At 71.0% G+C, this 23,757-nt stretch carries 20 protein-coding genes and 1 pseudogene; 8 read left to right on the top strand and 13 right to left on the bottom strand.

Annotated elements, in window-relative coordinates; genetic code table 11:
• Positions 1–204: 204 nt before the first annotated feature.
• The 8 genes from IOE58_RS03765 to IOE58_RS03730 form a co-directional block, all read right to left on the bottom strand.
• Positions 205–600 (bottom strand): cation:proton antiporter, encoded by a 396-nt coding sequence (locus IOE58_RS03765; RefSeq protein ID WP_193865086.1) that lies wholly within the window; start codon positions 598–600, stop codon positions 205–207.
• Positions 597–857, bottom strand: coding sequence for a monovalent cation/H+ antiporter complex subunit F (locus IOE58_RS03760; RefSeq protein ID WP_193865085.1), 261 nt, complete (start codon positions 855–857; stop codon positions 597–599). Before IOE58_RS03760 ends, IOE58_RS03765 begins: the two co-directional genes overlap by 4 nt.
• Positions 854–1,339: a Na+/H+ antiporter subunit E gene (locus IOE58_RS03755; RefSeq protein ID WP_193865084.1), complete on the bottom strand. Its 486-nt coding sequence runs from the start codon at positions 1,337–1,339 to the stop codon at positions 854–856. The genes IOE58_RS03760 and IOE58_RS03755 overlap by 4 nt, the downstream gene beginning before the upstream one ends.
• A complete protein-coding gene (locus IOE58_RS03750; RefSeq protein WP_193865083.1) occupies positions 1,336–2,877 on the bottom strand; it encodes a monovalent cation/H+ antiporter subunit D family protein in 1,542 nt (513 codons plus the stop codon). The genes IOE58_RS03755 and IOE58_RS03750 overlap by 4 nt, the downstream gene beginning before the upstream one ends.
• Positions 2,874–3,206: a Na+/H+ antiporter subunit C gene (locus IOE58_RS03745; protein ID WP_017823398.1), complete on the bottom strand. Its 333-nt coding sequence runs from the start codon at positions 3,204–3,206 to the stop codon at positions 2,874–2,876. Before IOE58_RS03745 ends, IOE58_RS03750 begins: the two co-directional genes overlap by 4 nt.
• Positions 3,203–6,292, bottom strand: coding sequence for a DUF4040 family protein (locus tag IOE58_RS03740; RefSeq protein ID WP_228018876.1), 3,090 nt, complete (start codon positions 6,290–6,292; stop codon positions 3,203–3,205). Before IOE58_RS03740 ends, IOE58_RS03745 begins: the two co-directional genes overlap by 4 nt.
• 426 nt (positions 6,293–6,718) lie before the next feature.
• On the bottom strand, positions 6,719–8,851 hold the full coding sequence (locus IOE58_RS03735; RefSeq protein WP_193865081.1) for a PhoX family protein: 2,133 nt from the start codon (positions 8,849–8,851) through the stop codon (positions 6,719–6,721).
• A 281-nt stretch (positions 8,852–9,132) separates the two neighbouring features.
• A complete protein-coding gene (locus tag IOE58_RS03730; protein ID WP_193865080.1) occupies positions 9,133–10,683 on the bottom strand; it encodes an LssY C-terminal domain-containing protein in 1,551 nt (516 codons plus the stop codon).
• Between the two features lie 190 nt (positions 10,684–10,873).
• Between IOE58_RS03730 and IOE58_RS03725 the strand changes: the two are divergent.
• Positions 10,874–11,260: pseudogene (locus IOE58_RS03725) on the top strand (aldo/keto reductase); the annotation flags it as partial.
• 69 nt (positions 11,261–11,329) lie between these two features.
• On the opposite strand, the gene IOE58_RS03720 reads toward IOE58_RS03725, so the two are convergent.
• The 5 genes from IOE58_RS03720 to IOE58_RS03700 form a co-directional block, all read right to left on the bottom strand.
• Positions 11,330–12,094, bottom strand: a complete 765-nt coding sequence (locus tag IOE58_RS03720) for an ATP-binding cassette domain-containing protein (protein ID WP_193865079.1) — start codon at positions 12,092–12,094, stop codon at positions 11,330–11,332.
• A complete protein-coding gene (locus IOE58_RS03715; RefSeq protein ID WP_228018874.1) occupies positions 12,091–13,290 on the bottom strand; it encodes an iron chelate uptake ABC transporter family permease subunit in 1,200 nt (399 codons plus the stop codon). The genes IOE58_RS03720 and IOE58_RS03715 overlap by 4 nt, the downstream gene beginning before the upstream one ends.
• Positions 13,291–13,306: 16 nt before the next feature.
• Positions 13,307–14,308: an ABC transporter permease gene (locus IOE58_RS03710; RefSeq protein WP_193865078.1), complete on the bottom strand. Its 1,002-nt coding sequence runs from the start codon at positions 14,306–14,308 to the stop codon at positions 13,307–13,309.
• A gap of 103 nt (positions 14,309–14,411) precedes the next feature.
• Positions 14,412–15,434 carry a siderophore ABC transporter substrate-binding protein gene (locus IOE58_RS03705; protein ID WP_193865077.1) on the bottom strand — a complete coding sequence of 341 codons (1,023 nt, stop codon included), beginning with the start codon at positions 15,432–15,434 and terminating at the stop codon, positions 14,412–14,414.
• 178 nt (positions 15,435–15,612) lie between these two features.
• Positions 15,613–16,383 carry an IclR family transcriptional regulator gene (locus tag IOE58_RS03700; RefSeq protein ID WP_193865076.1) on the bottom strand — a complete coding sequence of 257 codons (771 nt, stop codon included), beginning with the start codon at positions 16,381–16,383 and terminating at the stop codon, positions 15,613–15,615.
• A 251-nt stretch (positions 16,384–16,634) separates the two neighbouring features.
• Between IOE58_RS03700 and IOE58_RS03695 the strand changes: the two genes are divergently transcribed.
• The 7 genes from IOE58_RS03695 to IOE58_RS03665 all read left to right on the top strand — a co-directional run bounded on the left by IOE58_RS03695 (position 16,635) and on the right by IOE58_RS03665 (position 23,736).
• Complete coding sequence (locus IOE58_RS03695; protein WP_193865075.1) at positions 16,635–17,987, top strand: MFS transporter; 1,353 nt, start codon at positions 16,635–16,637, stop codon at positions 17,985–17,987.
• Positions 17,988–18,059: 72 nt separating this feature from the next.
• A complete protein-coding gene (locus IOE58_RS03690) occupies positions 18,060–18,791 on the top strand; it encodes a hypothetical protein (protein ID WP_193865074.1) in 732 nt (243 codons plus the stop codon).
• Between the two features lie 9 nt (positions 18,792–18,800).
• The gene (locus IOE58_RS03685) at positions 18,801–19,724 is read left to right on the top strand and encodes a hypothetical protein (protein WP_193865073.1); all 924 of its coding nucleotides are present in this window, start codon (positions 18,801–18,803) and stop codon (positions 19,722–19,724) included.
• Between the two features lie 259 nt (positions 19,725–19,983).
• Positions 19,984–20,739, top strand: a complete 756-nt coding sequence (locus tag IOE58_RS03680; protein ID WP_193865072.1) for a VIT1/CCC1 transporter family protein — start codon at positions 19,984–19,986, stop codon at positions 20,737–20,739.
• A 288-nt stretch (positions 20,740–21,027) separates the two neighbouring features.
• Positions 21,028–22,563, top strand: a complete 1,536-nt coding sequence (locus IOE58_RS03675) for a purine-cytosine permease family protein (protein WP_193865181.1) — start codon at positions 21,028–21,030, stop codon at positions 22,561–22,563.
• Positions 22,564–22,719: 156 nt separating this feature from the next.
• Entirely contained in the window at positions 22,720–22,947 is a 228-nt protein-coding gene (locus tag IOE58_RS03670; RefSeq protein ID WP_193865071.1) for a hypothetical protein, read from the top strand.
• 9 nt (positions 22,948–22,956) lie between these two features.
• Positions 22,957–23,736 carry an SDR family oxidoreductase gene (locus tag IOE58_RS03665; protein ID WP_193865070.1) on the top strand — a complete coding sequence of 260 codons (780 nt, stop codon included), beginning with the start codon at positions 22,957–22,959 and terminating at the stop codon, positions 23,734–23,736.
• Positions 23,737–23,757 lie beyond the last annotated feature (21 nt).

Raw genomic sequence — 23,757 nt, 5'->3', positions numbered from 1 at the left:
AACCTCGACCCCGACGTGTAGCATCCTGGGTTTCGTTCCGCTTCTGCCTGGAGTACCTGACCTGCGAGGAGCGGAACAGGTCGTCGGCCCCGAGAACGCCGCGCCCACGCATGATCACGTGTCCCGCTCCCCGCACCACTTGATGGACAAGGCCCACGAGCACTGCTTGCCGGCTCATCCTCGCGGAGCGAACCAGGCCCGGCCTCAGCGATCCTCGCTGTGCGGCACCTGGTCGCCCTCGCCGGGCGCGCGGGCCAGGTCCTGGGGGGCCGTGCGCGGATCCACCGGTGCGCCCGAGAGGTACGCGGCGCGGGCCAGCACGTTCGATGCGATCGAGGACACGATGATCAGGGCGACCACCGTGAACAGCGTTTTCATTAGCGTCGCCACATCGAAACCATCCACCCGGGTGTGCTCCAGGAAGGTGCCCAGCACGATCATGGGCAGCCCCAGCCCGGTGGCAGGCGAGAGCACGTTGACCCGGCTCAGGGAGTCGCGGGCGTGGAACATGGACAGCGCCGAGGTGAGCATCCAGAACGCGCCGCCCAGCAGCAGCACCGCCACCAGCACCGCGAGCACGATATCGAGCGCGGAGTTCATCGGCGCCCCCTGGTGAGAATGCGGGCCAGGGCCACGGTGGCGAGGATTCCCAGCACCGAGGCGATCAAGGTGGCATCGACCGACACTGCCGACTCGTGGACCAGACCGATCACCGCGATGATGCCAATGGCGGAGAAGAACACCAGATCACCGACCACGGCGCGGCTGGCGGCATCGGGAGCGGTGGCAACGCGGAACAGGCCCACCAGGATCGCAGCGCTCAGGATGGCAATGGTCAGCCACAGGATGACGGTCATCGCTCCTCCTCTCCGACGACGGGTTCGCTGGGGGCGACCTCGCGGTGCGGCCCCTCGTCGATGCGGCGGGCCGCTCGCCCGTCGGCATGGTCGGGGTCGGTGGTGCCGCCGGAGCCGCGCGCCGGGTCGTCCTGGGCGCCGGCGCGGCCGCGGGTGACGCGCAGCAGGCGGTCCTCCATGTCGGTGAGGTCAGCGAGCACCTGCTCCCGGGACTCGGCGAACAGTGCGTGGACGAACAGGCTGGGGTGCTCCGCCTCGGTGCCGTGGGCGGTGCCCACCACCAGCGTGCCCGGGGTGATGGTGATCGAGGAGGCCATCGCGATGATCTCGGCGTCGGTGGTGCATCGCAGCGGGAACTCCACGATCGCCGGGGAGGACTTCGTGCCGCGGCTGTAGGCGCCCTTGGCGACGTCCATGGAGCCCTTGACGATCTCCACCACGATCCACAGCACGTAGGTCAGGCCGTACCACAAGCGAATCATCCGCCCATCACCGCCTCCACATAGGTGCGGGCGTCCATCAGGTCGTGGGCGCCGGCGTCCACCGCGGGCAACAGTGCGCCGATGCCCACGAAGATGGCCAGGGACAGCGCGATCATCGCGGCACCGGGCAGCAGCATCCGCAGCGGGATGCGGTGGTCCGCGGGCAGCTCGACGGGGTTGCCGCGGCCGCGGGCGGGATCGTCGGGACGGTACACGGTCATGTCCTCGCCCCAGGCCATGCCGCGCCACATCCGCTGCAGGCCCAGCAGGGAGCCGACGGAGGCCAGCACGATCGCGATCAGCGCCGCCCAGCCCAGCACGATGTCACCGGCGGTGGCCTGCTCCGCAGAGGCCCGCATCAGGCCCACCTTGCCCCACAGGCCGGAAGTGGGTGGCAGGCCCACAAGGCTGAACAGGCCCACGGCCATCACGGCCATCACCCACGGGTCGCGGCGGGCCAGGCCCGAGATGTGGTCCAAGCGGCCGCAGCCGTAGGTGTGCTCGATCGCGCCCGTGGTCAGCAGCAGGCCCGACATGGTGATCACGTGGTGGACCAGGTACAGGATGCCGGCGGCGAAGGAGACCTCGGTCAGCAGCACCAGGCCCAGCAGGATGTGGCCCACGCCGGCGACCATCTGATGGCCGAGGGCGGTGCGGATGCGGTTCGATCCCGCCGTGGAGAAGGCGCCCACCAGGATGGTGGCGATCACCAGCACCACCAGCACCGACAGGAACGGCAGCCCGTCCGAGAAGGTGACCGCGGTGATGCGGAACATCGCGTACAGGGCGACCTTGGTGTGCAGCGCGGAGAACAGCGCCATGATGCCGGCCGAGGTGGCGGGGTAGGCGCGCGGCAGCCAGGAGTGCACGGGCACCATGCCGCCCTTGACGGCCAGCGCCAGCAGCACCACCGCGAGCGCCGCGGCGGTCACGGGGTCCTCACTGCCGGCGCCCTCCAGGGCCGCGATGTTCACGGTCCCCGCGGTGCCGTACACGAAGCCCACGCCGATCACCAGGACGGTGGAGGTGAGCAGGTTGACCAGCACGAACATGCGGCCGATGCCGAGCCTGCGCCAGGTGCCGGTCACGGCGATCAGGGCGTAGGAGGGCATCAGCATGACCTCGACCCACACGAACAGGTTGAACAGGTCGCCGGTCAGCAGGGCACCGTTGACGCCGGCGGTCAGCAGCAGCACCAGGGGCGGCACGAAGCGGTAGCGGGACTCCCCCGACAGCACCAGGAACACGCTGGCGGCCAGCGTGGCGATGCCAGTGACCAGCAGCATCAGGGCGCTCAGGGAGTCCGAGACGAAGGGGATCGCCAGGACGTCGGCGAAGCCGCCGACGGCGTGGGACAGCGGCGGCTCGGTGCGGTGGAACAGCAGCAGCCACAGGGCGCCCAGGATCATCACCACGGGCACTGTGAGCAGCGCGGCCACCTCGACGGCGTGGCGGCGCGCGACCACCAGCAGGCCGGCCCCCAGCAGGGGGATGACCACGAACAGGGGCAGCAGGGAGGGAGCGACAGCAGGGATCATGAGTCTCGCGTCTCCCCCGTCTCGGGGTGCTCGGCCATGTCGTCGTCACGGCCCAGCACGGCCAGGGTCAGCATGAAGATGGTGACCGCCATGGTGATCACGATGGCCGTGAGCACGAAGGCCTGCGGCAGCGGGTCGGCCATCTCGGGGCGGCCGGACACGTCGGTGAGCGGCTCGGCGCGCCAGCCGGGCACCCCGGCGGAGAGCAGGATGAAGTTGGCGGCATGGCTCAGCAGCGTCATGCCGAACACCACGCGCACCATGCTGCGCTGCAGCAGCAGGTACACACCGCCGGTCACCAGCACGGCCACGGTCAGGGAGATGATCATCGTCGTCCGACCTCCTTCGGCCTGATGCCGGAGGTGAGGTGGGAGGTGCGCACACCGACCCGGCGACGATCCGGCAGCGCCTCGCCACGGGTGGTCTCCAGAGGCCCTGGCAGCTCGCCCTCGACGGCCTCGTCGACACGCTCACGGGTGCCCTCCACGGCGTCCTCGGCGCGGGTGCCGCTGTCCACGCCCGATGGAGTGGTGGACGGGGACCCGCTGACGCCCAGCAGGTTGACCGCGATCATGACCAGGCCCAGCACTGCGAGGTACACGCCCACGTCGAAGATCATCGAGGTGGTCAGGTGCACGCCGAACAGGTATCCGTGCAGCGGCTCCAGGAACCCGCCCTTGAGATACCCGAGGAACCCGGCACCCAGGGCCACCACGATGCCGCCGCCGATCAGGTGCAGCGGTACGCGGGGCGGGCCGATCTGACGGTCCGAGGAGGTGGACAGGTACAGCAGCGCCACGATCGCCGAGCCCACCAGGGCGGCGATGAAGCCGCCACCGGGGGCGTTGTGGCCGCGCCAGAACAGCAGGGCGGAGATGACCGCGAGGATCGGGGCCACCACCCTCACCATCAGCTGCAGGGCGGCGGAGTTGCTCCAGGCGGAGGAGATGGCGCGGTGCGCGGCAGTGCCCGCCTCACGCAGCACGGGCTCGCGGTCGTGCTCGGCGCGCTCCACCGCATCGGCGTCGGGCGCGGGCGGCTCGACGGTGCCGGGATCGATGAACCTGTCGCGCACGCTGGAGAGCACCGCGACGATGGCCACCCCGGCCATGCCCAGCACGGACAGCTCGCCCAGGGTGTCCAGTGCACGGAACTCCACCAGGATCACGTTGACGATGTTGTGCCCGCCGGTGATCTCCTCGGCGTTGGCGATGTAGTACTCGGCGACCTCGCTGCGACCGCGGCGGCCCATGAACATGAACGTGCCTGCGCCGGCGGCCAGGCCCACCAGCACGGCGGGCACCAGGGCGCCGCGACGGCCGGAGCGGCCCGGGGCCACGAAGGTGCGCGGCAGGCGCTGCAGCACCAGCATGATCACGATGATGGTCAGCGACTCGACCAGCAGCTGGGTCAGCGTCACGTCGGGGGCGCCCAGCGAGAGGATCTGCACGGTGGCGAGGATGCCCACGGCCGACAGCGACACGGCCGCGCCGATCCGGTCCCGTCGCGTGCACACCACGAGCACGGCGGCGGTGATCAGCACCAGCAGCACCGCGTCGATCGGGCGGTTCAGGTTCGGCTGCAGGGGGGCGAGGTCGTCGAGCACCACGGCCAGGGAGCCCAGCAGCACCGTAGCGAAGGCGATCACGATCGCGGCCAGGTGGCGCATCGGGTCGTCGGAGGCGATGGGCCGCACCAGCACGGCCGCCAGCTTCTCCACGGCGCGATCCACCGCACCCAGCACCCGGGCGCCGTCGTACGGGAAGGGGCGATCCTCGAGGGCGGGGAGGATGCGGCGGCGGCCCAGTGCGATCAGGGTGCCCAGCACGATCACGCCGGCAGTGAGGGCCAGTTCCGGGGTCAGGCCGTGCCAGAAGGCCAGGTGGGGCTCCGCGCCCTCGATGCCCAGGGCGGATTCCACGGCCCGGCCGACGGGGGTGTCCAGCACCCCGACCACCAGCGCGAGCGGCAGGCCCACCAGGATCGGCAGGGCGGCGGGCCACAGCAGCAGCGGCTCGGGGCGGTGCACGTCGGCCGCACGGACGACGGCACCGGTCTCGTCGGCCCGGGCGTCGTCGGCGGGGTCGAGGGCGGGGTCGCGGCCGTCGACGAAGGCGCCCAGCACGATCTTGGCGCAGTAGGCGAAGGTGATCACGCTGGCACCGGCGATGCCGAGGGCCACCACCCAGCCGGTCCAGGCGGCGCCGGGGGCATCGAGCGCGCCGGTAAGCAGGGACTCCTTGGAGACGAAACCCAGCATCGGCGGCAGCCCGGCCATGGACATGCAGCCCAGAACGGTGACCACGAAGGTGGCGGGCAGGGCGCGCCACATCGCCGGCATGCGGCGCAGTTCGCGGGTGTGCACGGAGTGGTCGATGACGCCGACCATCATGAACAGGCCCGACTTGAACAGGGCGTGGGCGATGGTGTGCACGATGGCGGCGAGGATGGCCAGCTCGGTGCCCACCCCGATCACGGTGACGATCAGGCCCAGCTGGCTGACGGTCGAGTAGGCCATCAGCTTCTTCAGGTCCGACTGCTGGAGGGCCAGGAAGCCGCCCACGAACGCGGTGATCAGGCCCGCGACGATGAGGACCACGTTCCAGGCCGTCACGTCGTGGAAGGCGGGGCTGAAGCGCAGTAGCAGGAAGATGCCCGCCTTCACCACCGCGGCGGCGTGCAGGTAGGCGGAGACGGGGGTGGCGGCGGCCATCGCGTCGGGCAGCCACACATGGAAGGGGAACTGGGCGGACTTGGTGCAGGCCGCGAAGGCGACCAGCAGGGCGATCAGGGTGGTGAAGCCGTCTCCGGGCGCCCACACGTCCGAGGCGAGCACCTCGGAGACCGACGTGGTGCCCAGGCGCCACACCATCAGCGACACCGCGGTCAGCAGCGAGAGCCCGCCCAGGAAGGTGATCAGCAGGGTGCGCATGGAGGCCGCCTGGCCTGCTCCCCCGCTGCGGGCGATCAAAAGGAACGACGCGATCGAGGTGAGCTCCCAGGTGATGAACAGCAGAACCAGGTCGTCGGCCAGCACCAGGGTGACCATCGACAGGGTGAACAGGGCCATCACCAGCGAGAAGCTGAGCTGCCGCCCGGGGTCGAGGTAGCGGGCCGAGTACACGAGCACCACCGCGCCGATCACCAGCGCGATCATCGAGAACACGATGCCCACGCCGTCGGCCTGCAGAGCGAAGTCGGCCCCCCATGCGGGTGCCCAGGGGACGGAGAAGGCGGTGGTCGGATCATCGGTGCCGGCCAGCACGGCGGCGGAGGCGGGGATCAGCGCGCCGGCGGCGACGAGGTAGAGGGCGGCCAGCACGTAGCAGGCGGCGCGGCCCATCAGCTTGTCGAGCACCGGGGTGAGCGCCACCGTGGCGCCCAGGATCAGCACCGTCCACAGCACGGACACCATCACCACCCCCGAACAGGGCAGGAGGTGGCATCGTGGCGGGACATGGCCAGGATCTTATCGACAGGTCACGACCTGCCCCAAGACTTCTCCCAGTGATGAGGGGCACCGACGGTCAGGGCCTGTCTCGCGTGCGCGCGCGAGAGAAATAAGCCTCGGGGGCGGTGCGGGGACGGTGCGGGCGCCTTGTCGAGCCACGGGGTGGGCGACGCGGGGGTGGTGAGGATCACTGCCTGGCGCACGCCCCCGGGACGGTCTCGCGGCGGGATCCCGGGGGACACGCCCTCAGGATCCGGGCAGCGCAGGGTTACGACAGGACCTCGCGGCACGGACCACCTCAGCACCCCTCGTCACGCGAGTGGAGCAGTTCGGTTGTTTCCAGCGTCGGGAAGCGACCGAACTGCTCCACTCATGACGGCGCGGGGTGGGTCAGCCCCGACCGTTCCCCTTGCCGTTGCCCTTCCCCTTGCCGTTCCCGTTCCCGTTGCCGCGCCCCTTGCCCTTGCCGGGCTTGGAGGGCATCACCTGGACCACCGAGGGCTTGGGGCCGGTGCCGTCGTAGTCGGGGAAGTACGAGGTGTGAGCGCCCCACTCGCCATCCTCCCCCGGGTGCTGCACGGAGACGAAGGCGGTGCGGTCCCGGTCGCGCACGATCGGCCCGCAGGTCTCGCCGTCGCGGGGGACGGACAGGAACTGCTCGACGCGGCCGCGGGCCTCGCCGTCCAGGGTCACGCGGAACAGGCCGTCGTTGTAGCCGATGCCGGAGGGCTGGCCATCGGTGGAGATCCACAGGTTGCCCACCGAGTCGAAGGCCAGGTTGTCGGGGCAGGAGATCGGGGAGACCTGATCCTCGGGGAAGCCACCGAAGTAGGTGCCCTGATCGGTCTCCGGATCGCCGCACACCAGCAGCAGGTTCCAGGCGAAGGAGGTGGAGGTCTGGTCGCCCAGCTCGTCGATCTCGATCACATGGCCGTCGCGGTTGGCGGTGCGGGGGTTGGCCTCATCGGGGCCGGCGTTGGCGCCCACGCCGCGGTTGGAGTTGTTGGTGCAGGCCACGTACACGCGCCGGGTGTGGACAGAGGGCTCGACGTCCTCGCAGCGGTCCATCTTGGTGGGGCCCACGGCGTCGGCCGCGAGGCGGGTGTGGACCAGCACCTGCTCCACGGTGAAGCCGGGCACCTGGGAGGCCCCGTCCAGCACCAGGGGAAGCCACTGGCCGGTGCCGTCGAACGCACCGTCGGAGGGCAGGTCCCCGGAGCCGTCGATCTCGGCGGCCGGGGAGTTGCCGTCGAAGCGGGCGACGTACAGGTCGCCCTCCTCCAGCAGGGTCATGTTGTGCGCGCGATCGCCCTCGACGTACTTCTTGGCGGAGACGAACTTGTACAGGTAGTCGAAGCGCTCGTCGTCGCCGGAGTAGGCGACCACGCGGCCGTCCTCGGCGATGATCACGTTGGCGCCCTCGTGCTTGAAGCGGCCCAGGGCGGTGTGCTTCTTCGGCGTGGAGGTGGGGTCCCAGGGATCCACCTCGACGATGTAGCCGAAGCGGTTGGCCTCGTTCCGGTAGCCCTCGTTGCGGGTATCGAAGCGCTCGTGGGCGTTCTCCCAGCCGCGGGCGGTGGGGGCGTCGGCCAGCCCGTAGCGCTTCTCCTCGGCGGTGGTGCCGGGTGCGCGGAAGTAGGAGTGGAAGTTCTCCTCGCCCGAGAGCAGGGTGCCCCACGGGGTGAGACCGCCGGCGCAGTTGCCCAGGGTGCCCAGCACGTGGCGGCCCTCGGGGTCCTCGATGGTGGTGACCAGGTCGGAGCCGGCGGCGGCGCCGGTCAGCTCGAAGGTGTCCGACAGCAGGATGCGGCGGTTCAGCTCGGCCCCGCGCACGTACCGGTACGGGAAGTTGTGGTTCCTGCGCTCCAGCTCCACCACGGTCAGGCCGTGGGCCGCCATGCCCACCTCGATGACCTCCTCGGCGCCCATGGTGGGCGGGAACATGATGTTCTCGTTGGTGTACTCGTGGTTCACGAACATCACCGCGCGGCGACCGTTCGTGCCGGGCACCTCCTGGATCTCGGTGTAGTCGTTGTTGTAGCCGAACTGAAGGTTCTGCGCCTCGGCGCTCTGGGCGTGCCAGTCGAACTCCGGTGCGTCCTCGAAGATCGGGTCGCCCCAGCGGATGATCGGGTGCCAGGTGAAGCCCTCGGGAACGGTGAACTCGTCGGCCGCGGCGTCCACGGGTGCGATCGGGGCGAACACCAGCTCGGAGCCGTTCGGGGCGGCGTCGGGCCTGCCGCCCTTGCCCTTCCCGTTCCCCTTCCCGGGCTTGGCGGCGGCGGGGCCGTCCGCGAGGGCTCCCTGGGTGCCGGCCACGGCGATGGCGATCGCACCGGTGCCGCCGCCGATGAGCGCACGACGGGACAGGGCACCGGCGGCGATGTCGCGGAAGTAGGCGTTGGTGGAGGTGTTGCAGTCGGCACCGATGCACTGGTTGCCGCATTTGAGTGCGCAGGTCGCCGCGGAGCGCTTGCCGCGGGTGTGGCCGTCCATGAGCAGGGGGAGGTTCAGACGGGGCATGGGAGGAGCCTTCGTGAGGAGAGAGCGCGACCGTGGCGGGCGCGCTGTGGGGCGCGGCCGACGGTCCTCCTCGAAGATGACGGGTGCCTCACGCGACCGTGACAGGGACGTGAACGTCCGGTCTGGAGCCGGCAATGAGTCAGGAACCGGACGGCATGCTCGGACACAGGGGCATCCGGCCTCCCTCGCTCGCTCCGGGCCGCGCGGGCGCGACAAAGCTGGGCGGCGCGCTCCACGGGAGGGGCCGGCCTCGGCGGCCCTCCCCTGCATGCGTTCCGCTCTCAGGCGGCCGGGACGGAGGTGGAGTGCCGCGAGGACCGGGAGGGCAGGCGCGGGGTCTGCACCCACAGTCGGGAGGCGTCCGAGGTGATCGCCATGACGCCGAGCGCGGAGGCGCCGGCACCCACCAGCAGGGCATGGGCGGCGTCGCTCCCGGCGGTGGAGGCCACCAGCAGGCGCAGCACCGCATCGGCGGTGAACAGCGCCATCAGGCCCACGCGGGCCCAGCGGCTGCGTCGGAACACCCCGATCATCAGCGCGACGAGCGCTCCCACGAACACCGAGACCTGGATCAGCTCCGCCGGCTCGGGGAACACCAGGAAGGCGTCGGCGAACAGCATCGAGAGGTCCTCCCCCAGTGCCCGGGCCACCCATTGGGCGATCACCGGGATCGTCTGCAGCAGCACCAGGGCGGCGGTGAAGACGACGGTGGGTGGCGGCAGGTGATGGTCGGCCGCGCCGGAGATGGTCTCGTGCAGGTCGTCGAGGGTCTCGTGCCAGGAACCGGCCAGGTCGGGGCGGGTGGCAGGCTGCCGCCCGCTCGCGTCGGAGCGCAGCCGCAGTGCCCTGTGGGCGGAGGAGACGGCGCGGGCCCGCCATACGCTGGTGCCGGTGGGCCGGTGCCGCTGCAGCATCATCGCGGTGGCGCCGTCGGAGCGCGCAGCGGCCCCGGCCACGTCGATGATCGGCAGGTCGCCGTCGGTGCGGATCCGGTCGCCCTGGCCGTTGCGGTGGTGGTAGGCGGCGGAGAACTCACGGATCACCTCCACCTGCACCCGGGGGTCGGCGTAGCGAACGGTGTCGATCACGTAGTCGCGCTCCACGTCGATGTTCTCGTCGATGCGGTGGGTGAACTGGAGGGTGAAGAAGGAGAAGCCGACGGCGCGGTCGTAGGTGCCGGCGGCCAGCCAGTCGGCCCGGTACCCGCCGGGCAGGGAGAAGCTGCGCGGCATCCTCCAGAAGCGCACGTGGTGGCGCTTGGCGGTGGTGCCGCCCACCTCCTGCTGGTACGTGAAGTCGTGCCGCCGCCCCATCAGGAACAGGTCCGAGACGGGCGCCTCCGGGTAGGAGCGGCGCAGCAGCGTGGCCCGCACCATGTCCCAGGCCGAGCCCACGGTGCGCTCCTCGGCGAGCACCCAGCCGGCCCGGCGCATGGCCACGTGCAGATCGGCCTCGTCACCGTCGAAGGCCAGGTTGATCGGGTCCGACAGCACGCCCTCGACGGTGCGGGTGCGGCCGATGAAGTAGTCCGGCAGGTAGATCCAGGTCATCAGCTGGTGCAGTCGGGGCAGCGCGATGTACGTCAGCAGCAGCCAGAAGCCCACCAGGTACAGCATCCGCACCGGGGTGAGCGAGAAGCCCTCCAGCAGGTACAGGCCGGCCAGCCACACCGACAGCACCAGGCCCGCCACGATGAACAGGGTGTCCAGCAGCCCGTACAGCTCGAAGCCGCCCCGGATCGGGGCGTGGCCGCGCTGGTGGTCGTAGTGCGGCTGCTCGGCGGGGACGGGCCGGTCCAGCGGCGCCAGCCGCGGCTGCCGGGCCGGGGTCATCGCGCCGCCCCCGGGCGGGCCGGATGCGCCGCCGCCTGGGCACCGGTTCGGATCATGGGGCCATCGTAGGGTGGTCCGCAGCGCTCGAGGATCCGGAGGAGACCATGCCCGCCAGCCCCACTCTCACCTTCCACGACGGCGGTTCCATCCCCCAGCTGGGCTACGGCGTCTACAAGGTCGACTCCGACGTATCGAGGCCACCGGGGTGGTCCCGGTGATCCACCAGATCGAGCTGCACCCCTACTTCCAGCAGCGGGAGCTGCGCGCCTTCCACGACGAGCACCGGATCCTCACGCAGGCCTGGGGGCCTCTGGGGCAGGGCAGGAGCGATCTGCTGGAGAACGAGGCGATCACCGCGATCGCCCAGGCGCACGGCGCCACCCCCGCCCAGGTGGTGCTGGCCTGGCACCTGGCGCGCGGGATCGTGGCGATACCGAAGTCCGTCACCCCCTCGCGGATCGTGGAGAACCTGGGATCGGTGCAGCTGCGCCTGGCCGAGGACGAGCTGGTGCGGATCGACGAGCTCGACCGGGCGGACGGCCGCGCCGGCCGCGACCCTGCTGACTCAGGGCACTGAGACCCTGCCCTGTCAGGCAGCTCCGCTCGAGCGAGGCGGCCGCTCGCGCCTGTCCCAGCGGCGGCGGCCTCAGTAGTACACGGCCAGCGGCCCGTTGGGTCCCTCGACCACTTGCACGGGGGTGTTGAACACGCGCGAGAGCACGGCGCCGTCCATGATCGTCTCCACCGGGCCGTGCTCGACCACGGCGCCGTCCTTCATCGCGATGATGTGGTCGGCGTAGTGCGCGGCGAAGTTGATGTCGTGAAGCACCACCACGATGGTGCGGCCCAGCTCGCGGGCGGCATCGCGCAGGCGGCCCATCATCTGCACGCTGTGCTGCATGTCGAGGTTGTTCAGCGGCTCGTCCAGCAGCACGTACTCGGTGTCCTGGGCCAGCACCATGGCCACGTACGCGCGCTGCCGCTGGCCGCCGGAGAGCTGGTCGAGGTAGCGGTCCTCGAGCTCCTCGAGGTTCAGGAAGTCGATGGCCTCGCTGATCTTCTGCTCGTCCAGGGCGGTCAGGCGCCCCTTCGAGTAGGGGAAGCGGCCGACCCCCACCAGCTGCCGCACGGTGAGGCGGGTGATGAAGTGGTTCTCCTGGCGCAGCACCGAGAGCACCTTGGCGAGGTCCTTGGAGGCGGTGGAGGACACGTCGTACCCGGCCACCTCGATCGCGCCCTCGTCGATGCCGAGCAGGCGCCCCACCATGGTGAGCAAGGTGGACTTGCCGGCACCGTTGGGCCCCACCAGGGCGGTCACGCCGCCCGAGGGGATCTCGATGGAGACCGGGCCGATCTCCACGGTGCCCGAGCTGGAGACGTACCGCTTGCGCACGGTGTCGATGGTGATCACAGGCGCCCCTTCCGCATGATGACGGCGAGGAACACGGTCCCGCCGACGAGCTCGATGATGATGGAGACGACTCCCTGGGCGTAGAACACGTGGTTCATCACGAAGTACGCCCCGGCCAGCACCACGAAGCCCATCAGCACGCCCACGGGCAGCAGGCGGCGGTGGTCGTGGGTGCCGGCGGCCTGGTAGGTGAGGGTGGCGACCAGGAAGCCGAAGAAGGTCATGGGTCCGATGAGGGCCGTGGAGACCGCCATCAGCACGGAGACCAGTACCAGGGTGTAGATGGTCTGGCGTCCGTGGTCCACCCCGATGTTGATGCACACGTCCCGCCCCAGGGCGATCACGTTGAGGGTGCGGGCGTTCAGCCAGATCAGCACCCCGGCCGTCAGGCACAGCGGGATCGCGTACGGGAGGTACTCGACCTCCGCGTTGGTGACCGAGCCGAACAGGCGGGCGGTGAGCACGTCGAACTCGCTGGGGGGCAGCAGGCGCTGCATGAAGGAGGAGACCGATCCCAGCCCCCCACCGATGATGATGCCGATCAGCAGCATCACCTGCATGTTCGCGTAGCGCCCTCGCAGCAGCCAGCCGTACAGCAGCACCGACAGTGCCACCATGATCGCCACCTGCGCGAGGAACTGCCCGGCGCCCTGCAGGGCCACCACCCCGGCCACGCCCAGGAAGTAGATGGTGCCGGTCTGGATCACCGTGTACAGGGACTCGAAGCCCATGATCGACGGGGTGAGGATGCGGTTGTTGGTGACGGTCTGGAAGGCGATGGTGGCGGTGGCCTGGCAGAACGCGGCGATCAGCATCACCAGCAGGGAGGTGGCGCGCAGCTCGGCGATCAGCCAGAAGCCGCGGGAGCCGGGCGGCATGGGGTTGTCCACGGCGAGCAGGCCGAAGCCGAAGGCCAGTGCCAGCACCGCCAGTCCCGCCACCACGATCCAGTAGCGGCGCCGGGATGAGGCATCCGGGAACGCCCCGGAGCTGCTGCGGGTGCGCGCGGCTCCGGCCCCTGCCCCGGCCGATGTCCCGGCCGCTCCGCCTTGGTCCTTGCGGCGCGGGGCCCAGCGGTTGCCCTGGCGGGAGGGGGGCGCGCCCATCGCATCCAGGTCCATCGCGGTGTCGGTGGGGGCGGTGGAGACGTCGGCCGCGCCGTTGGCGGGCGGGGACCCGAGGCGGCGCGGGTTCATGGGGTACGGGTCGCGGTCAGCCACGGCGACGCTGCCTGAGGATCATGGTGATGAACACGGCCGCGCCCACGATCCCCAGGATCAGGGAGACGGGCACCTCGAACGGCATGATGATGGTGCGTCCGATCAGGTCGCACACGGTGACCACGGCGATGCCGAGCAGGCACACCCAGGGCAGGTTCGAGCGCAGGTCGTCCCCGCGGATCATGGAGACCACGTTGGGCACGATCAGGCCCAGGAACGGCAGGTTCCCCACCACCACGGTGACCACACCGGTGGCGATGGCCACCAGGCCGGTGCCCAGCAGCACCACCTGCTGGTAGTTCACGCCGACGTTCGTGGCGATGTCCTCGCCCAGGCCCGCCACGGTGAGGCGATCGGCCACGAAGAACACCGCGACGCCCACCGCCAGCACGATCCACAGCACCTCGTACTGACCGCGCAGCACGGAGGTGAAGGACCCGGCGAACCACACGCCGAGGTTCTGCAGGGCGTCGAACTGCAGGGCCACGAAGCTGGAGATCGAGCTGACCACCGCACCCAGCATGATGCCGATGATCGGCACGATCAGCGAGCTGCGCAGCGTGACCCGTCGCAGGAACAGGAAGAACACCATGGTGCCCACGAACGCGAACACGATCGCCACCACCATGCGGGTGAGGATCGAGGCCGACGGCGCCGCGATCATCACCAGGATCAGCCCCAGCCCCGCCCATTCGGTGGTGCCGGTGGTGGAGGGCTCCACGAAGCGGTTCTGCGTCATCAGCTGCATGATCAGCCCTGACATGGCCATCGCGGCACCGGCCAGCACCAGGGCCACGGTGCGGGGGATGCGGGTGATGGCGAACATCTGGCTGCCGTCCTCGGCACCGAACACGTCGTACACCCCGGTCAGCAGGGATGCGACCAGCAGGGCGCCCACCACGGCGATGCCGATCAACAGCTTCCAGTCGAGGAGCTTCTCGCGCCCGCGCCTCCTTCCGGGGGGAGCGTCGGACGTGGTGGTGGCAGTGGACATCAGGGCACCTGGCAACGAGCGGGACGGGGGCGGACGCACCGCACGGCGGCGAGGCCCGTGGCCTCGCCGCCGTGATGGTCGATGCGGGTGGTTCTCAGGCTGATCAGGCCTTCTTCTCGAGCGCATCGGCGAAGGTGCCGAAGAACTCGGTGTAGGTCTGGATGCCCTCGTTGGTGTAGGTGTCCGTCGGCATGTACACGATGTTGCCCTCGGTCACGGCGGTGACGCCGGCGAGCGCCTCGGAGGCCTCGAGCACCTCGGCGGCCGGCTCGTAGGCGGGGTCATCGGCGTTCACGGCGGCGTCGCGGTCCATCACCAGGATCCAGGTGGGGTTCGCATCGGCGATGGCCTCCACGGAGATGTCATCTCCCTGGTGGTCGTCGCTGGCGGCCTCGACCTCGAGGGCGGGCACCAGATCCAGGGCGTCGAAGACCCAGCCCAGGGTGCGGCCCTTGCCGGGGGCGATGTAACCGATCTCGCCGCCGGAGACGTTCACGGCCATGACGGTGTCGGAACCGTTGTAGGCGCCGGTGACGCGCTCCATGGCGGCGTCGAGATCCGCACCGAGCTGCTTGGCCTCGCTCTCCTTGCCGAAGATGGTGCCCAGAACGGTGGTCTGGCGCTTGAGCTCCTCGGCGAAGGGCTTGTCCTCGCGCGGATCCAGCTCGAGGATCACGGCGTCGGGCGCCAGGCGCTCGAAGTCGGCGTGGAACTCGGCGAAGCGCTGGCCGTTGATGATCAGGGTGGGCTCGGCGGCGACGACGGCCTCGAGCTTGGGCTCGCGGTGGTTGCCCAGGTCGACGATGGACTCGTCGTCCTTGTAGCTGTTGCTCGCGGGCATCAGCGTGCGGGCCGCTGCGGTGAGGGTGACGCCCCAGGTCTCGAGGGTCTCGAAGGTGCGGTTGTCGGTGGCGACCACCGACTTCGGCGGCACCTCGACGGTGTGGGTGCCGTTGTTGTCCTCCACCTCGACGGTGCCCTCACCCGCGCCGCCAGCGTCGGAGCCGGAACCCCCGGTCGCGGCCCCCTGGCCGGATTCGGTGGTTCCGCCGCAGGCGGTCAGGGCGAGACCCACGGTGGTGGCCACGGACAGGGCGCCGAGGCGACGGCGGGAGATCGAGGTCATCGGTGTTCCTTGAGATGGAAAGCAGGGAGATCACGGGCCCCGGACGGGCCGGGATTCGCACTTAGGCTAGCCTCACCTGCCCCCATTACGCCACTGCCCTGTTGCGAAATTGGCGAGCGCTGGCGTGCGCACGCGATCCACGCTGGTGAGAGGACCGATCCCGGCTTGCGAAAAACGGTCAGCCCGGTCGCCTGCCTGAGACCACGCGCGCGATCTCGTCGGCCGCCTCCCGCACCCGCTCCGCCAGCAGGGAGCCCCGATCCTCCTCCGACCGACTGCTCTCCCAGGTCAGGGCCACGGCCGCGAGCGGCCACCCGGCCTGGTCCAGCACGGCTGCGGCGACGGAGCGGAATCCGTCGGTGACCTCGCCCGACTCCCAGGCCACCCCGTCGGTGCGCACCTGCTGCAGCAGCTCCCTCAGCTGCCGCGGAGTGGTCGGGGAGGGGGCGTCGGTGCGGCGCAGCAGCTCCTGACGTCCCGGGTACAGGGTGCGCAGCTGGGCAGGAGCGAGCTGGGCCAGCATGGCCCGCCCGGTGGCGGTGAGGTGAGCGGGAAGTCGCACACCGATGTCGCTGACCAGGGACGTCCGTCCCCGGGCGCGCTCCTCGACGATGTAGAGAACGTCACTTCCGGAGAGGCTCGCGAGGTGCCCGGATTCCCCGGTGGCGTCCACCAAGCGCTCGACCACGCCTCGCCCCACCCGGGCCAGGGGTGCATGGCGGGCGTACCCGGCGGCGACCTCGTAGGCCGCCGGCCCGATCGCGTACCTGCGCTCCTGCGGCAGGTGCAGCACGTACCCGTGCTCCACCAGCACAGTCAGCAGGTCGTACGTGGTCGATCGGGGCAGGTCCAGCTCGGAGGCGATCCGGGCGGCCGGCAGCGGGCTGCGCTGGCGGGACAGCAGGCTCAGCACCCGCAGGGTCGCATCGGCCGCCGGCACCTTGGTCATGGCCCCATCCTGCCCCGACATCACCTGCGCCGCGGCAGCTCCCCTGCCCGGGCCCGCGGCGTGATGCTGCCTTCCTCCTGACCCGATCCCCTTAGGCGCCGCCGACCCTGCTCGGTACAGTGGTCCGGCTCGCCGCCGCGGATGCGGACGCGGGCACCCGCTTGCACCGCACCCGGCCCTGCCCCGCTCCCAGCGGCCCTCGGCCCGGCCCGGTCCCTGGCGGGAGGAACGTCCCGAAAGACCTGACTCCCATGGTCTCCTCCGCACCCGGCGCTCTCGCGCGCTACCGCTCCCTGCCCTCGATCGCCTCCGGCCCCTGGATGGCGCTGGCGATGGCCGCCCGCGCCCCGTACGCGATGATCCCGCTGGGCACGATGACGGCGATCACCGTCTCCACCGGCTCGATCGCCACCGGCGGGCTGGCCTCGGGCCTGGTCGCCGCTGCCAGCGCGGTGGCCGGCCCCCTGATCGGCCGTGCCGCCGATCGCTCCGGTCAGCGCCTGGTGCTGACGATCCTCACCCCGATCAACGCGCTCGCCCTGAGCCTGCTGCTGGTGGCGGCGCTCTCCTCCTGGGACGGTCCGCTGCTGTGGGCGATCTGCCTGCTCACCGGCGGCTCCGCCGTCCCCGTCGGATCCTTCACCCGTGCCCGCTGGGTGGAGCTGGCCCGCGACCCGAAGGACCTGGGCACGGCCCTGTCCTACGAGTCCACGGTGGACGAGCTGAGCTTCGTGCTGGGCCCGGCCCTGGTGGGCATCGCCGCCTCCACCGCGTTCTCCGCGGCGCCCCTGGCGATCGCCGCGGCCCTGGTGGCGATGGCCGGCATCCCCTTCGCCGTGACCACCCCGCGCCGTGAGCGCGACGGGGCCGGCCTCACAGACCGCAGTGCCGATGGCGCGCCCGATCCCACCGATCGCGCGGCCGCGCGCCGCGTCCCCGCGCGCACCGTGACCGGGGAGATCCCCGCCGTCGGGTCGGTGCCGCCCGAGGCTCCGTTCGCCGAGCACCCCGCCCCCGCCTCGGTGGCGGATGCGGCCCCGGCACCGTCGATCCATCGGGTGCTGCTGGCGGTGCTGCCGGCGATCGTGGTGATGGTGTGCATCGGCGCCTTCTTCGGGTCCGTGCAGGCCGGCACCACGGAGCGGGCCGACGTTCTGGGTGCGGCCGGCTCTGCGGGCATCGTCTACGCCTTCATGGGCCTGACCTCTGCGCTCACAGCCTTGCTGGCGGTGCTGTTGCCGGACTCGGTGACCCTGGCCGCCCGGGTGCTGATCGGCGGCGCGGGCATGGCCGCGTTCGTCGCACTGACGGCGCTGATGGGCACGCTCACCACCACCGGGGCCACGCTGATGCTGGCGGGCCTGTTCATCGGGCCGACGATGGTCACGGCGTTCTCCCTGACCGAGCGGCGCACCCCGCCGGGCGGGACGGGTGTGGCCATGACCTCGATGCAGTCCTCGGTGACGGTGGGCCAGGCGGCCGGCGCCTCCCTGGGCGGCGTGCTCGCCGCGGCGATCGGAGCGCAGGGCGCCTACGGCCTGGCCGCCGCCGTCAGCGTGGTGATCGCCCTGGTGGGCGGGGTCGTGGTGCTGCGTCGGCGCTGAGCACCGAGCTGCCGATAGTGTGATGCCATCCGGGCAGATCGGCGCACCAGAGCTGGGTCAGGGGAGGACGCGATGACACACCCGTCGGGGAACCAGCCTGCGCTGCCGGACTTCCATGGCGGCGCTCCCCAGGCCTCCTCCCCGGCCGGTTCGTACGGTGCTGGCCGCACCGGGGACGAGCCGCCCCGGCGCCGCTCACCGTGGCCGCTTGTGCTCGGCGGGTGCTGCGCCATCGCACTGGCACCCACTGAGCAGTGCGAGTACCACGAGGACGATCAGGACGGCCTGGCCAGTGGCCCCACGCGCACCAGCGGCGACCTCACGTTCACCTTCCCCGAGGGGTGGGGCAGCTCGGTGGACTGGGACGCGACGATGCCGTACGCCACCGACGTGGAATCCGCTGATCGGCCGACCTCCCACGACGAGCACTACTACTCCGTGGCCATGGTGGGCCAAGCGACCTGGTCCGACGTCCAGGGCGGCTACCCCGGTGCCGAGGCCGCCGCCACCGCCTACCTGCAGTGCCACCTCTTCCGTCCCGAGGCGGTCGATACCTACGGCGAGGATCCGGAGCTGAGCGCGTTCGTGTCCGAGGCCCTCGAGGTGGGCGGCCATCCGGGGTGGATCGTGCGCGGCGCGGTGGATGTGTCCGAGGCGAGTGTGGGGTGGGACTCGGTGGAGATCGTCGCGGTGGTGGTGGAGACCCCCAGCGGACCGGCGGCGTTCAAGGTGTCCGCTTCCGGTGACGATCCCCAGCTGATGGAGGACGTGCAGTCGATGGTGGACAGTCTGACGGTGGGCTGAGGCACTGAGATGCTCGATCCCATCGATGAGGGACCTCACCTGCCGGACTTCCACGGCGGGGAGCGGCCGCGCGGCCGTGGCAGCGGGCGGCACGGCGAGGTCGACGACCTCGATGGGAACCACCGCTCGGCCGGCCGGCCGCGCCTGCCCCTGACCCGGGCCGGCATGGCGGCGGGGGCGGTCGCGGTGCTGCTGGAGATCGCCCTGATCGTGCTGGCGACGACCCTTTTCCGTCCCTCCGACGAGCCGCCCGAGGCGGCCCCGCCCGCGGTCTCCGAGCCGGAGCGGCGCGAGCCGGCCGGCGGCGAGTACGTGCCCGAGGGGGAGGAGTCCGAGCCCGACTCCGAGGAGGTCACCACGATCACGGCCCCCACCGAGGAGTGCGAGTTCCACCCCCAGGAGGAGTCCGAGCCCCAGTCCGGCAGCCGACGCACCAGCGGTGATCTGTCCTTCACGGTCGCCGCGGGGTGGGGGGAGACCGGCGTGGACTGGAGCGAGTCGCTGCCGTACGCCACGGATGTGGCCTCGGCAGACAGGCAGGTGGACGAGGGCTACTACGCCCTCGCCCAGGTGGGCCAGGTGGAGTGGTCCCAGGAGCAGGGCGGCTATCCCGGCCCGGAGCGGGCGGCGATGGCGTACGTGCAGTGCCATCTGACCCGGCCGGAGGGCATCGCGGTGTACGGGGAGGAGCCGCTGATGACCGAGTACGTCTCCCAGGCCACCGAGGTGGATGGCCACGAGGCGTGGATGGTGCGCGGCGTGGTGGAGCTGAAGGAGCCGGGCACCATCACCGAGTACGGCTCGGTGGAGATCGTGGCGATCGTGGTGGAGACCCCCAGCGGTCCGGCCGTGTTCAAGGTGTCCGCCCCGGCGGACGTCCCCGATCGCGCGGCCGACGTGGACGCGATGGTGGACAGCATCACCGTGGGGTGAGTGCGCCCTCGGCGGCGAGCCCCGCCCCTCGGGGGTGGCGTACAGCTGCGTCGAGGCCGACGGGGTGACCTCGGTGAAGCCCACCTGGTGGGCCCAGGCCAGCAGGCGCCGACCGGCGTCGGGGGTGCCGCCGTTGGCGTGGGCGGCCTGAAGGTACAGCTCGCGCCGATCCGAGCACCGCCGAGTGCTCCGCACACAGCGGGTGAGGTAAGGCGAAGCTTGCTTGCGCAGCGCTCTGAACAGGAGTTTCATCAGTTCCATGAACACCGAGCACACCCCTCCCGCCCCCGTCCTCGCCACGGCCGACTCGTCGGGCGCGCCCCGGCGCACGACCGGGTACCAGCAGCGCCTGAACCAGCTGCGGGCTGCGGTTCTCGGCGCGAACGACGGCATCGTCTCGGTGGCGGCGACCGTCGTCGGCGTCGCGGGCGTGACCACGGCGACCGGTCCGATCCTCGCGGCAGGCACCGCCGCTGTCGTGGGCGGAGCCGTCTCGATGGCGCTGGGTGAGTACGTCTCGGTCTCCAGTCAGTCCGACTCCGAGAGGGGCAAGATCGCCACGGCCGAGAGAGAGCTGGCCACTGACCCGGAGGCGGCGCGCCAGGAGCTCGCCGAGCACTGGCAAGAGCTGGGCCTCACGCGGGAGACCGCCGAGCAGGTGGCCTCGGAGCTGCACCGGCGCGATCCGCTGGCCGCGCGCCTCACCATCGCCGGTGACATCGATCCGGACGACATCGTGAGCCCGTGGCACGCAGCGATCGCCTCCTTCCTGGCGTTCTTCCTGGGCGCGCTCCTGCCAATGGCGGCGATCCTGCTGCCCCCACCGGATCTGCGGATCCCGGTGACGTTCATCGCGACGCTGATAGCGCTGGCGCTGACGGGCTGGATCGCCGCGAAGGTGGGCGATGCGAACCCGGTGCGCGCCTCCCTGCGCGTGGTGATCGGCGGCGCGCTGGCTCTGGGGATCACCTTCGTGATCGGCTCCCTGCTGGGGTCGGCCGGACTCGACATCTGAGCTGGCGCACCGGCCGCGCCGCCCCGTCTCACGCCCCGTCTCAGGTGCGGGGCACACAGTTCCTTCCGGGGTGCAGGGACGGTGCGCGCTGGTCGAGGGTGGCTCCCCGACGCAGCTCGCGGCGTGCCCCGTCGGCTGGGTCGCCGGTCTGCGAGGATATGCCCACGCATCCACTTCCTCTCCTCACCCTCGGAGGCGACTGTGTCGTCCACTCCCCCCTCCTCTGACCGCCTCGGTGAAGCACCCCGCTATCCCGGCACCGGCCCCGACGGGCCGCGCGGCGGCGCGATCCCGCCCGGTGCCCCCGTGGCCACCACCGCCACCGCCGGCGGCGGGCTGATCGAGACCGCAGGCATCGAGATCATCGGCGAATCCGAGCGCACCGCGAAGCCGCGGGACCTGTTCTGGCCGTGGTTCGCCGCCAACGTGTCCGTGTTCGGCATGAGCTACGGCTCCTACCTGCTGGGCTTCGGCATCTCCTTCTGGCAGGCCACGATCGTGGCGCTGATCGGCATCCCCATCAGCTTCGCCCTCTGCGGGCTGGTGGCGATCGCCGGCAAGCGCGGCAGCGCGCCCACGATGGTGCTCTCCCGCGCGGCGTTCGGCGTGCACGGCCAGAAGGTGCCAGGCGTCGTCTCCTGGCTCACCTCGATCGGCTGGGAGACCAGCCTCGCGATCACGGCGGTGCTCGCCACCGCGACCGTGCTGCGCACCCTGGGTCTGGCCTCCGGCGGGGTGGTCACGGTGATCGCCGCGATCCTCATCGCGCTGCTGATCGTGACCGCCTCGGTGCTGGGCTACCACACGATCATGAAGCTGCAGTCGGTGCTGACCTGGGCCACCGGCGCGATGACCATCATGTTCATGATCCTCACCATCCCCCACATCGACATGGCTGCGGTGGTGGCCGCCCCGTCGGGTCCGCCGCAGGCGATGATCGGCGCACTGGTGATGGTGATGACCGGTTTCGGGCTGGGCTGGATCAACATCGCGGCCGACTGGTCGCGCTACCAGAAGCGCTCCACCTCCGACGGGAAGATCGTCGCCTGGAACACCATCGGCGGCGCTGCGGCCCCGATGGTACTGGTGATCTTCGGCCTGCTGCTGGCCGGGTCCGATCCGGCCCTCAGCGAGGCGATCGCCAATGACCCGATCGGTGCGCTGATCTCGATCCTGCCGATCTGGGCGCTGATCCCGTTCTGGATCGTGGCGGTGCTGACCCTGGTCTCCGGGGCGGTGCTGGGCATCTACTCCTCGGGCCTGACCCTGCTGAGCCTCGGGATCGACATCCCCCGCCCCGCGGCCGCCGCGATCGATGGCGTGATCCTCACGATCGGCACCATCTGGGTGGCGTTCTTCGCCTCCAGCTTCATCGGGCCCTTCCAGAGCTTCCTGATCACCCTCGGTGTCCCGATCGCATCCTGGGCCGGCATCCTCATCGCCGACGTGCTCACCCGCCGCGCCGACTACGACGAGGCCGCCCTGTTCGATCCCGCCGGGCGCTACGGCGCCTTCGACTGGGCCTCCCTGATCACCATGGCGGTCACCTCGATCCTGGGCTGGGGCCTGGTGGTGAACTCCTTCGCCGAGGACGCCCCGTGGAACAACTGGCAGGGCTACCTGCTGGAGCCGCTGGGCCTGGGCACCTTCGTGGAGGACCCTGCCGGCTCCTACTGGGACGGCAACTGGGCCTACGCCAACCTGGGCGTGCTGCTGGCCCTGGTGCTGAGCTTCCTGGTCACCCTGGTGGCGCGCCGCGGGAAGATCCGCCGCCAGGAGCAGGGCGCGGTGGCGCGGGGCGAGGCCGTGCTGAGCGCGGACTGAGGCGCCGGGCCCGGCGAGATCCGCGTGGTCGTTGCTCGCGGTCCTCGTCGGCGTCGATCCACATCCCTCCAGCGGGGTGACGGGCCCGACCATAGGGTCAAGGGACGATTCCGGTTGAGCGCGGGGCCGGGCAACGGCGCCGGGGAAGAGGAGACGATGGCCCACAAGCCCGTCACGGTGACCGCGGCCGAACGTCAGGTGACCTGCACGCACTGCCGCGGTGTCTGGTTCTGGCCGCGCAACGTGGTGATGAGCAGCGGCACGGCGACGTTCTTCGACCTCGACGCGTTCAGTCCCCAGGTCACCATGCTCTCCTGCTCCGGCTACGGGAAGGTGGGGATGTTCCAGCCGTCGACGATCCAGCTGCACCAGCAGCCCGGATAGCGTCGACCCATGCACTCCACGTCTCCACTCCCCGGCACCGCTCTGATCACTGGCGCCGGCCGTCGGCGGAACATCGGATCCGCGATCGCGCGCGGGCTTGCGGCCGACGGCTTCGATCTGGCCCTGTCCTGGTCCGCGCAGTACGACCAGCGGGTCAACCGCGAACACTCCGACGTGGAGCTGCTCGCCCAGGAGCTGCGGGAGGCCGGGGCCCGGGTGGAGCTGTTGCCCGGGGACCTCTCCGACCCGGAGGTCCCCGCCGCTCTGGTGGAGGCGGCCCGGGAGGCGATCGGCCCTCTCGGTGCGCTGGTGATGTGCCACTGCGAGTCGGTGGACTCCTCGATCCTGGACACCACGGTGGAGAGCTTCGACCGGCACTACGCGGTCAACGTGCGCGCCAGCTGGCTGCTGCTGAAGGCCTTCGCCAAGCAGGTGGAGCCCGGCACCGACACCCCCGGCGGGGCGGCGATCGCCCTGACCAGCGACCACACGGTGCACAACCTTCCCTACGGCGCCACCAAAGGGGCGCTGGACCGCCTGGTGCTGGCCGGCACCCGGGAGCTGGCCGATCGCGGCATACGCACCAACGTGATCAACCCCGGACCGATCGACACCGGCTGGATGACCGAGGAGATCCGCGCCGCCGGTGCCGCGGCCACTCCGGGCGGGCAGCTGGGCGGGCCGGAGACCGTCGCTGATCTGGTGCGCTTCCTGCTGTCCGAGCAGGGCGGCTGGATCCGCGGCCAGCTGCTGTTCTCCAACGGCGGGTTCCATACGCCGGCGGTGTGAGCCGCACGCGCGCATCCTGCT

The sequence above is a fragment of the Brachybacterium epidermidis genome (assembly GCF_015209585.1).
Lineage (GTDB): Bacteria > Actinomycetota > Actinomycetes > Actinomycetales > Dermabacteraceae > Brachybacterium > Brachybacterium epidermidis.
This window is presented reverse-complemented; position numbering and strand designations above follow the sequence as displayed.